The following is a 12,411-nucleotide window of genomic DNA, read 5'->3' on the forward strand; positions in this document are numbered from 1 at the left end:
TCGCCTCCTTCCGGCGAACCTCCCTCCGCGCTACCCTGCTGCGCCATGCCCCTTTCGCCTGGAGACAGGTTCGATCGGTACGTCGTCGAAGCGCTGCTCGGCGAAGGCGGCATGGGCGAGGTGTATCGCGCGCACGATACGCGCCTCGATCGCGCCGTCGCGCTCAAGGTGCTCCGCCGCGACGCCCAGGGCGCGAGCGAGACCTGGGGCCGGCAGGTGCGCCGCATGCTGCGCGAGGCGCGGATCGCCGCGGCCTTGAGTGATCCCGGCATCGTCGCGGTCTACGACGTCGGCGAGCACGAGGGCACGCCTTTCATCGCGATGGAGCTCGTGCAAGGCAAGCTCCTGCGCGACCTCATCTGCAAAGACGCGCCGATCGGCGAGCGGATCGCCATGCTCTCCGCGGTCGCAGAGGTCCTCTGCGTCGCGCATCGCGCAGGTCTCGTGCACCGCGACGTCAAGCCCGAGAACGTGATGATCCGCGAGGACGGCGCCATCAAGGTCCTCGATTTCGGCATCGCGCGGCGCACCGACGACGAGAGCGTGGCCGAAGGGCAGGACGATTTCGCGACGCGCACCGGCGACGGCTCGTTCATCGGCACCCCCGCGTACATGGCGCCCGAGCAGGTGAAGGGCGAGCCCGTCGACGCGCGGGCCGATCAATTCGCCTGGGGCGTGACCGCGTACGAGCTGCTCATGGGCAAGCTCCCGTTTCGCTCGGATCGCGGGCCCGTGAGCCTCATCGCCTCGATCCTCAGCGACGACCCTCCGCCGATGGACGGCGTGCCGCCGGAGATCGAGGCCGTGGTCCTGCGCGCGCTCGCCAAGGAGCCCGCCGATCGCCACGCCTCGATGGACGCCATCGCCTCCGCGCTCGCGCCCTTCGCCACGCCGATCACCACGCTCGTGCGCAGAAACGACGAGCCCGCGCCCGCCGCGCGTCCTTCCGCGCGGGAGCCGCGCCCGCCCGCGAACACCTCCTCGCGCAGCACGACGAGCCGCGGGAGCGCGCGCCGCGCCGCCACGCATCACACGCCCCAGGCGACCACGCGCGCGTCTGCGCGCTCGCGCCGCTTCCTCGGCCTCGCTGCCGTCGTCACCCTGGGCCTCGCGACGGCCGGCGTCTTCCTCGCCCGCAAGGCCAGGACCGCGCCGCCGCCCGTGCTCGCGCGGACCGCGCTCACGCCGGTCCCGACGGCCGTCACCGCCTTGCCTTTGCCGACGTTCGCCAATGAAGAGGCGCGCTCGGCGTATCGGGAAGGGCTCCAGGCGTTGCGGGACGGCGCCTGGAGGACGGCGTATGCCGCGTTCGCGCGCGCCACGCAGGCCGATCCGGGCCTCACCGCGGCCTGGCTGCGCATGGCCATCGTCATCTGGGACGCCGACATCACGACCGCGCGGGAGCATTTTCGCCGCGCGGTCATGGGCCGCGCGACGCTCGAACCACACGACCAGGCCCTCCTCGACGCGCACGAGCCGCTCATCCAGCGCACGCCGAGTGATGTCCGGGAAGCCACCCGGCGCCTCGCGATCGCCTCGACGCGATTCCCGGGCAACGCAGAGATCGCGAACTACTATTCGATGTTCGCGAACTCGTACCTGCCGCCCTCCGACGTCCTGCCGCTCGTCGATCGATGCCTCGCGATCGATCCGCTCTACGGCGATTGCTTGCAGGGCCGGGCGCGCATGCTCATCCGTCGCACCGGGCAAATCGAGGAGGGGCTCGCGGCGCTCGAACGCTGCATCGAGGCGACCCCGGCCGCCTCCGATTGCCTCATGGATCGCGGCGACACGAACATTGCGCTCGGCCGGTGCTCGGTCGTCGAGGCCGGGGCGCGAGAATGGATCGCCAAGGTCGGCACGGCGCCCACCGCCCACATGCAGCTCGCGGCCGCGCTTTATGCGCGCGGCGCGCCCGAGGCCGCCGTGAAGACCGCCGTCGACACGGCCGCGGCGCAGTTCCGCGCGCAGGGGCTCGAGGCCGAGGCCTCGAAGCACCTCATCCTGCACGAGATCGCCGTGGGCAGGTTCGAGAACGCCGAGCGCATGCTCCGCGACCACCAGCGCCTCGTCGCGAACGATCCGGCCGCGGGGGCGCACGGCTGGGCGGCGAACACGCTCGTCGAGGTGCTCGAAGAAATGGGCCGCGACGCGGACGCGGGCCGCGAGGCCCAGAGCTTCCGCGCGCGCCGCGGGGCGCTGATCACCGATCCTTCGAGCGGGGATGTCTCCGTGCATCTCCTCCGCGCCGAGCTCGCCGCCGGGCTCATCACCCGGCAGGTCTACGAGGCCGAGCGCGCGGCCTGGGCGAAGGTCCACTCCGATCCGCTGTATCGCATCGGCGTGTGGGCCACCGGCTATGCGCTCGTCGCCCGCGACATCGAGGAGGCCAAGGCCGCGCTCGACGTGATGCCGGCGGAGGTCCTCGCCAAACGGAGCTTTTCCCTCCACTTCGGCCTCGTGCTCGACAGCGCGCTCGGCCGGACGTATTGGCTTGCGGGCAACCCCAAAGCCGCGCTGCCGCACCTCGTGGCCGCCACGGTCTCGTGCAGCGGCCTCTTCGAGCCCATGATGCCCACGCAGCACATGCGCCACACGAAGAGCCTCCACCTGCTCGGCCTCGTCCGTGAGGCCCTCGGCGATCGCTCGGGCGCCTGTGACGCCTTCGGCCGCGTCCTCGCGCGCTGGGGCGGGGCGCGCGCCTCGCGCACCGCGGCCGAGGCCCGCGCGCACGTGAAGGCGCTCGGGTGCGAGACGAAGGCCGGTTGACGCATGACCGACTTCAAGCGGTTTTCGGGCGGCGAGACCTTCGGCCGATACGTCGTCGAGTCCCTTCTCGGCGAGGGGGGCATGGGCGAGGTGTATCGCGCCCTCGACACGCGCCTCGGCCGCAAGATCGCGCTGAAGGTCCTGCGCAAGGACGCCGATCTCTCCGAGGACGCTTGGGCCGAGGAGTCCTCGCGCATGCTCCGCGAGGCGCGCGCGGCCGCGGCGCTCTCGCACGCCGGCATCGTGGCGATCTACGACGTCGGCGAGCTCGACGGCACCGCGTTCATCGCCATGGAGATCGCCGAGGGCGAGCCCTTGCGCGCGCTCGTCGGCGGGGACGCGCCCGACGCACGCAAGATCCAGATCCTGCACGACGTCGCGCGTGCGCTCGCCGCGGCCCACAAGGCGGGCCTCGTCCACCGCGACGTCAAACCCGAGAACATCGTCGTGAGCGCCGCGGGCACCGTGAAGGTGCTCGATTTCGGCATCGCGCGTGGCCTCGATCGCGAGACCGATCCTGGCGCGCGGACGCTCGAGGTCGAGCCCGCCGAGTCGCTGTTCCACGGCACCCCCGCGTACACGGCGCCCGAGCAGCTCACGGGCGAGGCGCTCGACGCGCGCTCCGATCAGTTCGGCTGGGGCGTCGTCGCGCACGAGCTCTTCGAGGGCGAGCTCCCGTTCCGCGCGGACAAAGGTCCGGCGGTCCTCCTGAGCTCGATCCTCGCCGACGAGCCCAAGCCGATGACCCGCGCGCCCGAGGGAATCCGCGCCCTCGTCCAGCGCGCGCTCGCCAAGGACCCCGCCGATCGATTCCCCTCGATGACCGCCCTCGCCGACGAGCTCGCGCTCCTGTCGATCGAAGACGACCCATCCCCCGAGCCGCCTTCCCCGCCAAACCCGCCCGGGAAGGCCTCTTCCCCCGCGGCTCGCGTGTTCGCCCTCGTCGCCGGCCTCGCCGCGCTCGTGGCCTTCGTGTGGTTTGCCGTTCGTCGCGAAAAACCGCCCGTCGTCGCGCTCGTCTCGCCCGTCGCATCGGCCGCGGCTCCGGCCGGGACTGCGATCACCGACCTCCCGCTCCCGACCACGGACAAACCCGAGGCGCTCGTCGCGTATCGCGAGGGGGTCCAGGCCGTGCGTGACGCTTCCTGGTCGACGGCGCGCCTCGCCTTCGATCGCGCCCGCAAGGCCGATCCCTCGCTCGCGCTCGCGCATCTCCGTTATGCGATGGTCGCGATCGACTCCGACGACCTCGACCCCTCGCGCGAGGCCTACCGGGTCGCCTTCCTTTTGCGGTCCTCGCTCGGCGAGCGTGATCATGCGCTGCTCGACGCGCTCGAACCCTTTTTGCAGCGCGACCCGCCCGACCTCACCGAGATGCGCCGCCGCGTCACGGAGCTCTCGGCCCGGTATCCGGGCGACGCCGAGCTCGTGTACTGGCGGTTTTTCCCGTTCGTCCACCACACCCCGGCCGAGGTCCTCACGCTCACCGAGCGTTGCCTCGTGCTCGACGATCGATACGCCGATTGCTGGCAAACCCAGGCCCGCGCGCTCCTCGCCCTCGGTCGGACCGAGGACGCGAGGCGCGCGCTCGATCGGTGCGTCGAGATCGCTCCCACCGCGGGCGACTGCATGTTCGACCGGGCCACCGTGGAGATCTTGTCGGGCCGCTGCGTGGGCCTCGAAGAGGTCGCGCGGAACTGGATCGCGAGGGAGCCCGACCTCGGCCGAGCGCATGGGTATCTCGCGTCCGCGCTGTATGGGCAGGGCCGCGAGAACGCGGCTGTCCGCGCCGTCGTCGAAGTGGCGACGCAAAAGCTCCGCGTCTCGGGCTTCCAGGTCGAGGCCCTGACGCTCGATTTCGGGTTCGCCGCGGGCACGGGGGATTTCGAGTCCGCGCTCCAGGCCGGGCAGCAGACGAGCACCGTCGGCGACATCGATCATGGGGCCGGCCCCACGGCCAAACAAATCTTTCTTTTGCTCGAGCTCGGGCGCACCGCGGATGCGGGCCGTATCGCCTCGGACTTCCTCGCGCGGCAGACGGCCTCGCTCCGCTCCAGCGTCGAGGGATGCATCGTCGACCCGGACCCTTTGTTTTACGCCGTCGCCCATCGCGCGGGCCTGATCTCGGCGGAGGACCGCGCTGCGCATCGCGACGCCTGGATACAACGCTGCGCCGATCAGGGCGACGCCGCCTCCGCCTGGTACGCCGCGTATGCCCTGCCTGCGATCACGCCCGACGACGCGCGCGAGGCGCTCGCCGCGTTGCCGCGTTTCACCGTGCGTCCCGAGGACGCCCCTTTCTATCGCGCCCATTATGCCGCCGCGCTTCGCGGAAAGGTCCGGTTCCTCGCGGGCGAGATGGACGCGGCGCTGCCGGACCTCGTCCAGGCCTCGAACCATTGCGCCATGTTGATGGATCCGGTCGGCTATTTGCAGAACCAGCATCGCATCGGGGTCGCGCGTGAAACGCGGGGTGAAAAGGATCTCGCGTGCGCTGCGTACAGGACGGTCCTTTCGCGCTGGGGCGCGGCGAAGGACTCGATCACGGCGCGCGATGTCGCGCGTCGAGCCAAGGCGCTCGGCTGTGAGCCCCGGCGCGGACCCTGACGAACGCGCCATCCTTGCCTGGGCGGGAGCCGCTTTACGGGCTACGATGTTCCCGTCATGCGTTTCTCGCCGGGGGAGTCCTTCGACCGCTACGTCATCGAGTCGCTCTTGGGCGAGGGTGGCATGGGCGAGGTGTACCGCGCCGAGGACACCCGCCTCCGCCGCAAAATCGCGCTCAAGGTGCTGCGCCGCGGCGACGAGGCCGACAGCGAGACGTGGGGCCGTGCGGTCGCGCGTATGCTCCGCGAGGCGCGCGCGGTCGCGGCGCTCTCCCATCCGGGCATCGTCGCCATCTACGACGTCGGCGAGCACGACGGCGCCCCGTTCATCGCGATGGAGCTCGTCGAGGGCCGCCCTTTGCGTGCCCTCGTCGGCGGGGACGAACCCCTCGGTACGCGCCTGCGGATCCTCCTCGAGATCGCGCGGGCCCTCTCGGCCGCGCATCAGGCGGGCCTCGTGCATCGCGACGTCAAACCCGAGAACGTCGTCGTGCGCGCCGACGGCGCCGTCAAAGTCCTCGATTTCGGAATCGCTCGCAAGCTCTCGCGCGCGAGCGCCGATCCGCTCGGGCCCACGGCGGACGGCGCGCTCTCCACGATGACGGCCGAGGGCGCGCTCGTCGGCACCCCGGCATACATGGCGCCCGAGCAGCTCCGCGGCGAGGAGATCGACGCGCGCGCCGATCAGTTCGCCTGGGGCGTCCTCGCGTATGAATTGCTCGCGGGCAAGCTCCCGTTTCGTTCGGACAAGGGCGCCGTCAGCCTCATGGCCTCGATCCTGAGCGACGAACCGCCGAAGCTCACCAGCGTGCCCGACGGCGTCTGGCAAATCGTCGCGCGTGCCCTCGCGAAGGAGCCCGAGGCGCGATTCGCCTCGATGGACGAGATCGCCCAGAACCTCCGCGCCTTCGTCACCGCGGAGGACACGAAGGCCATCACGAGCCGCCGCAACGTCGTCCTCGTCTCGACGGGTGATACCCGCGCGCCCGTCGCCGCCTCGATCCCGCCCGCGACGGCTGCGCGCAAGCCCTGGGTGGTCGCGGCGTCCGTCGTCGCCCTGCTCGCGGCCGGCGCTGCCGCGTTTGCCCTTCGCAAGGCGCCGGCCGACGTGCAGGCCTCGCAGGCGCCGGGATCGGCGGCCGCTCTTGCCGGCCCCGCGCCCACGGCCGTCACCGAATTGCCCGTGCCGCCCACGGACAGCGCGGCGGCGCGGCTTGCATTTCGCGAGGGGCTCCAGGCGATCCGGGATGCCACCTGGGACACGGCGATTGCCGCATTCGATCGGGCGCGCAAGGCCGATCCTGGCATGGCCGCGGCGCACCTCCGGTATGCGGCGCTCCAGAGCTCGTTCGACATCAACGCGGCCCGCGAGGCGTTTCGCAAGGCGATCGGCCTCCGCGCCTCCCTCTCCGAGCGCGACCAGGCGTTCCTCGACGCGCTCGAGCCGATGGTCCAGAACGACCCCGGCGATTGCGCCACGTCGGCCCGGAGGTTCGAGGCCCTCGTGGCGAAATGGCCCGGCGACGCGGAGCTCGTCTTCTGGCAGGCGCGCCAGCACCTCCACGCCACGAAAAACGCTGATCCCGACCGGGTCCTTTCGCTCGCCAATCGCTGCGTCGAGCTCGACCCTCAATATGCCGATTGCTGGCAGACGAAGCAGTTTGCCCTGAAGCCCCTCGGCCGGTACGAGGAGGCGCTCGTCGCGCTCGAAAAATGCATCGAGGTCTCGGCCGGCGCGGTCGATTGCCTGAACGACAAGATCAAGATCGTCTCGTCGCTCGGCCAGTGTGATCTCGCGGCGGAGACAGCGCGGCGGTGGATGGCCAAGGAGCCCTCCTCGCCGAAGCCGCACGTGATGCTCGGCGCCGCGCTCTACGGCGCGGGCGAGCCCGAGGCGGCCGTCCGCGCGGCGCTCGACCAGGCGGAGCGGCGCTTCCGGGCCGCGGGCCAGCTCTGGCACGCGGAGGACCTCGTGGTCCGCCGCGCGGCGTCGTTCGGCGAGTTCACGACGGCGGCCCGCGCCGCCGATTCGCTCGTGACCATGACGCCGCCGCTGCCGCAGGACGAGGTCGCCGTGTATCAGCTACGGACCTTCGCGCGCGTGGAGCTCGGCGACCTCGAGGGAGCGGCCGCGGTCGCGGACGAATTCCTCGCGAAGAGCGCCCTCCGGACGTCGTACTTCGAGCTCGACGGCGTCCTCGATCCCACCGTGTACATGCATTCGCTGCGGCTCCGCGCCGGCAAGGAATCACGCGACGAATACGAGGCGGCGCGGTCTTCGTGGCTCGCGAAGCAGGACCTCACCACCGTCGTGGGGCGGAAGAAGGCCTGGGACGCGGCGTATGCCTGGCCCGCGTATTCGCCCGAGCTCGCGCGGGAGGCCCTCGCCAAGGAGGAGGAGCTCATGCGGCTCTCCGCCGGCGAGCGCGAGACCGGCGGCGCGCACTGGCTGAGCTCCCTCGCGCACGTCCGCCTGCTCGCCGGCCGCGAAAGCGAAGCGCTCCCGTACCTGGAGAAGGCCACGCAGGTGTGCCCGACCCCGTGGCAAGCCACGTGGTACGTCGAGCAGCAGGCGCACCTCGGCATCGCGCGCGAGGCCAAGGGCGACAAACCCGGCGCTTGCAGCGCGTATCGCGGCGTCCTCTCGCGCTGGAGCAATCCGAAGGAATCGGCCACGGCGCGCGAGGTCGAGAAGCGAGCCAAGGGCCTCGGCTGTGGGTTCCTCGCGGAGGGGGGGCTCGCGGGGCCTCGCTCGCCGCGGACCTCGAATCCGAACGCTGGCTGACGTTTTGGCCGCGCTGCGCGCGACGGTAGGCGCGCGCCGGCTTGCCACGTAAGATGCGCCGTCCCTTCGATTTCGAGCAGCCCCCCAGAGACCGCTCATGACCGCCCCCCGAAGAGCCCCCGAAGAGCCTGCCGTGTCGGACCCCGAGCGCCTCCTCCGCGACGCCACGCGGCTCCAGCTCGAGCTTGCCCGGATCGGAAGCCTCCTCCGCGAGCGCGGCGGCGACCTCGCGCGGGACCTGCCGCAGGACATCGACGCCGTGATCACGCAGCTCTCCGACTTTCGCGCGAGCCTCGACACGGATCGGCGCGAGCAGGAGGGCGCGATGTCGCGCGAGGCGCAGGCCGCGCTCTTCGAGGTCGGCAAGGCGATCACCTCGTCGCTCGACCTCAAGACCGTGCTGAACCAGTGCATGGACTCCGTGATCGAATTGACGAAGGCCGAGCGCGGCTACCTCGTCCTCGTCGACCAGCACGGCAGGCTCGACGTCCAGGTCGCGCGGAACCTCGATCAGGACACCATTCGCAGCATGGAGTTTGCGTATTCGAGCTCCGTGGTCGAGGAGGTCTTGAAGAGCGAGCGCAGCGTGCTCACGAGCAATGCGCAGACGGACGAGCGATTCGCGCTCCAGCGCAGCGTGGCGATGTTCCGGCTGACCAGCATCATGGCCGCGCCGCTGCGCATCCGGGGCAAGGTGATCGGCGTCCTCTACGTGGACAACCGCGCCTTCACCGGGCAGTTCTCCCAGGCGAAGCTCGATTTGCTGGAGGCGTTCGCGGGGCAGGCCGCCATCGCGATCCACAATGCGAAGCTGTTCGGGCAGACCGACGAGGCGCTCAAGCAACGCCTCCTCGAGCTCGAGGGCCTCTACAAAGAGCTCGCCGTGGCCCGCGAGCGCGCCGAAAATGGCCTCGCGGCCGTCGAGCGCGAGATGCAGATCGGCCGCGTCCTGCAATCCGAGTTCCTCCCGCGCGAGCTGCCCTCCTTGCCCGGCTGGCAGATCGCCTCGCGTTTCCTGCCGGCGCGCAAGCTCTCGGGCGATTTCTACGACGTCTTTCAGCTCGCCTCCGGCGAGGTCGCCGTCGCGATCGCCGACGTCTGCGACAAGGGCGTCGGCGCCGCGCTCTTCATGTCCCTCGTCCGCGGCCTGCTCCGCGCCTTCGCGCTCCGCGCAGCCGATCCGACCGAGGCCCTCGCGGCGATCACCCAGACGAACGATTACCTCGCGGAGAACCATGGCCGCACGGCCATGTTCACGACCCTCTTTTTCGGGCTCCTCGATCCGGAGACCGGCGAGCTCTCCTATATCAATTGCGGGCACGACGCGCCCATCGTCCTCGGCGCGACGGGCGAGGAGCGGCGCCTCGAATCCACGGGCCCCGCGCTCGGCGCCATTCGCGACGTCGAATTCGAAACGGGCCGCGTCATCCTCCTGCCGGGCGATTCCCTCGTGGCGTTCACCGACGGCGTGAGCGACGCGCTCGACCCGTCCGAGCGCCCGTTCAGCGAGGAGGCGTTCCTCTCGATTCTGCGCGGCGGCGCGCCCTCCGTCACGGCCATGCTCGGCGACGTCGTGGCCGCGCTCCGGAACCACATCGGCGGCGCCGCGCAGTTCGACGACATCACCCTGCTCGCGCTCCGTCGCAATCCCTCGCGCCGCGAGTTCCCGACGGGCCAGTACCGCGTCATCGAGCCGATTGCGCAGGGCTCGGGAAAGCGCAACCGCCGCTGATCGAGGCGTTGAAAAACGCGGGGGACGCGGGTAGCCTTCGGGCGTGCTCGTCGTTGGTGGGAGACGCCTCTACGGCAAGGTCGAACAGGTAGGCAGCACCTACATCGCGACGACGTTCGCCTTCCTCCAGTTCTTGCCGCTCTTCCCCGTGCGGTCGCACATCGTCGTCGCCGAGGGCTCGGCCGACACGCACAAGGTCGTGCACATCAAGATGAACTGGAAGAGCGTCGCGACGGGGTATCTCCGCGCGTACGGCATCGCTGCCACGCTCATCGCGCTCATCCCGGGCCTCGCCATGGCGGGCAACTCGAAGGTGCCGACGGCGTATGTCGGCGCGGGCCTCGTGGTCGTCTGCGCGGGCCTGACCACGGCGGCGTTTTCGATGATCGGCCGCCTGAGCCGCGAGGAGAAGGCGCAGCGACTCATCTATGCGCGTTTCCTCGGGCACCCCGTGCATCCTTCGGTGCTCGACGAGGACGTGCGCGGCTCGATCGCCCAGAAGCTGCGTGATTTCCTGGAGGAGCGCGCGGCGGCCGTCATGACGGGCTCGAACTATCGCAAGGGCGGCCCCGTGAAGGCGGGCTATCGCGTGCTCGCGCTCGAGCCGTCGATGCGCGACCGTGAGTATCTCGAAGCCGCGTTCACGCTCGCCTGCATCGACGCCTCGCTCTCCGTGGGCCCGATGCGGACAGACGCGGAGCGCGTGCACGGGGCGCTCTGGAACAAGCTGCTCGCGGAGCACCCGGATGTGCTCGAGGTCGTGCGGGACGCCGAGGTCGTGCAGCGCTCGTGGGTGAGCAGCGTGCTCGGGTTCGTCCCGCTCGTGGCGGCGCTCGGCGTGTGCTCGGTGATGCTCCTGCGCAACGACTACGTCTTCAAGTGGAAGCCGAGCACGGGCGAGAAGAAGACCGAATACGGGTTCGTGCCGGAAGAGCTTTTGCGCTGAACGTCGCGGAGAGCATGCGCCTTGTGGCGCCGAGGCTCCGCGCGGTACGATCGTGGGCGTTTTCCCAGGGAGGAAACTCGTCCATGCGCCTTGTCCATTTCGCCTCGTCGTTCACCCTCGTCGCCTCCCTCGTCGCGCCCGGTTGCAGCAGCGACGACGTCTCCTCCTCGGGGGCCGGCGCCTCGTCGGCTTCGTCCTCGTCCTCGTCCTCGGCCGGCGGCATGGGCGGCATGGGCGGCATGGGCGGCACCGGGGGCGTGGGGGGCGGCTCGTCCTCGTCGAGCGGCGGCGCGGGCGGTGTTTCGTGCACGGACGAGGTCTGCAACGGCATGGACGACGATTGCGATGGCGCGATCGACGAAGACGCCTCGTTGTGCCCCGGGCCCGGCGAGGTCTGCGCGGCGGGCGCCTGCAAAACCGATTGCGTCTCTCCCGAGGCAAACCCCTGCGCGCCGGACACCGTCTGCAATGTGAGCGACAAGAGCCCCGGCGCTTGCGTCGCGCCCGATTCCGGCTGCGTCGTCACCGGCCCGCTCGTCCCTTGCGGCGCCTCGACCTGCGGCCCCGGCACCACCTGTGATGCGGCCACGAACACCTGCGTCGCGTCCCTGCCTTGCGCCGGCATCGAGTGCCTCGGCACGGTTTGTCGCGGCGTTGCTTGCCCTTGCGAGCGCCCCGCGCCCACCTGCACGGGCGCCACGCTCGCAGAGCTCAACGTCCCGGCCTTCGTGAATGGACTCGTCGACATCGATTTCGACCTCGCCTGCAATGCCTGGGGCGTCACCGTCGTCAGCGGACCCGATTTCCTGCGCAAGGTCAGCCCCACGGGCCAGGTCTCCACGGTGCAAGGCGTCACGAACCTCAACATGGGCGAGGTCGCCGCGATCCAGGGCCAGAATGGCACGTTCGGCGGCAGCGTCACCGAGGTCGGGCTCACGTACAATTGCTGTGCGAACTGCGGTTGTCAGGGCACACCGCAGGGCGTCGCGTTCTTCGACCAGATGACGAATGCCTTGCCGCTCCTCATCCCGAGCGCGAAGATCACGACCGGCGCGGGCCCCTTCCAGAGCGCCTACCTCGACACCGGCCCGCAAGGCCTCACCTGGGGCCTCACCAAGAAGCTTTACGTTGGAAATGTCGACACGGACGGCGATTTCCACACCGTCGACCTCGCCGATGGCACGAAGGGCCTCGTCGCCACCCTGCCGGCCCGCGTCTACGCCGCCTCGCCTTACGACGGCGGCCACTTGCTCGTCGCGCTCGCCACGAAGGAGATCGTGCTCCTCGACGTGAACACCGGCGCGACGGCGCCCTTCGCGACCCTCTCCGCGAACATCACGAGCCTCGCCCGCGACCCGTTCACCGGCCACGTCTATGTCTCGCTTTTTGGCGGCGAGATCCGCGACCTCGATGGCTCCGGCAGCGACCTCGGCCTGTTCGCGAAGGGCGCGAAGAGCGGCCGGATCGCGCTCGCGCGCGACAACAACCTTTACCACGTGAACGCCACGCCCGGCGGCGGCGCCACCATCGAGCGGTTCCCGCTCCCCGAGACTTATTGAAGTTGACACTCTGC

6 protein-coding genes are annotated in these 12,411 nt (G+C 70.5%); all 6 read left to right on the forward strand.

All coding sequences use genetic code 11. The features are described 5' to 3' along the window. The first annotated feature begins 45 nt into the window (after positions 1 to 45). The 6 genes from QHF84_RS39590 (at position 46) to QHF84_RS39615 (ending at position 12,397) form a co-directional block, all read left to right on the forward strand. On the forward strand, positions 46 to 2,769 hold the full coding sequence (locus QHF84_RS39590; RefSeq protein ID WP_281318751.1) for a protein kinase: 2,724 nt from the start codon (positions 46 to 48) through the stop codon (positions 2,767 to 2,769). Positions 2,770 to 2,772: 3 nt separating this feature from the next. Beyond that, positions 2,773 to 5,376: a serine/threonine-protein kinase gene (locus tag QHF84_RS39595; RefSeq protein WP_281318752.1), complete on the forward strand. Its 2,604-nt coding sequence runs from the start codon at positions 2,773 to 2,775 to the stop codon at positions 5,374 to 5,376. Positions 5,377 to 5,433: 57 nt separating this feature from the next. Beyond that, on the forward strand, positions 5,434 to 8,160 hold the full coding sequence (locus tag QHF84_RS39600; protein ID WP_281318753.1) for a serine/threonine-protein kinase: 2,727 nt from the start codon (positions 5,434 to 5,436) through the stop codon (positions 8,158 to 8,160). A gap of 133 nt (positions 8,161 to 8,293) precedes the next feature. Beyond that, on the forward strand, positions 8,294 to 9,892 hold the full coding sequence (locus QHF84_RS39605; protein WP_281318754.1) for a GAF domain-containing SpoIIE family protein phosphatase: 1,599 nt from the start codon (positions 8,294 to 8,296) through the stop codon (positions 9,890 to 9,892). Between the two features lie 43 nt (positions 9,893 to 9,935). Beyond that, positions 9,936 to 10,838: a hypothetical protein gene (locus QHF84_RS39610; protein WP_281318755.1), complete on the forward strand. Its 903-nt coding sequence runs from the start codon at positions 9,936 to 9,938 to the stop codon at positions 10,836 to 10,838. Between the two features lie 83 nt (positions 10,839 to 10,921). Then, the gene (locus QHF84_RS39615; protein WP_281318756.1) at positions 10,922 to 12,397 is read left to right on the forward strand and encodes a hypothetical protein; all 1,476 of its coding nucleotides are present in this window, start codon (positions 10,922 to 10,924) and stop codon (positions 12,395 to 12,397) included. Positions 12,398 to 12,411 lie beyond the last annotated feature (14 nt).

This window comes from Polyangium sp. y55x31, assembly GCF_029946505.1.
Classification (GTDB): Bacteria; Myxococcota_A; Polyangia; order Polyangiales; family Polyangiaceae; genus Polyangium.

What these genes read in the sequence shown, in the direction of transcription:
- QHF84_RS39615 (WP_281318756.1), top strand. Translation starts at nt 10,922, where the DNA reads ATGCGCCTTGTCCATTTCGCCTCGTCGTTCACCCTCGTCGCCTCCCTC.
- QHF84_RS39595 (WP_281318752.1), top strand. Translation starts at nt 2,773, where the DNA reads ATGACCGACTTCAAGCGGTTTTCGGGCGGCGAGACCTTCGGCCGATAC.
- QHF84_RS39600 (WP_281318753.1), top strand. Translation starts at nt 5,434, where the DNA reads ATGCGTTTCTCGCCGGGGGAGTCCTTCGACCGCTACGTCATCGAGTCG.
- QHF84_RS39590 (WP_281318751.1), top strand. Translation starts at nt 46, where the DNA reads ATGCCCCTTTCGCCTGGAGACAGGTTCGATCGGTACGTCGTCGAAGCG.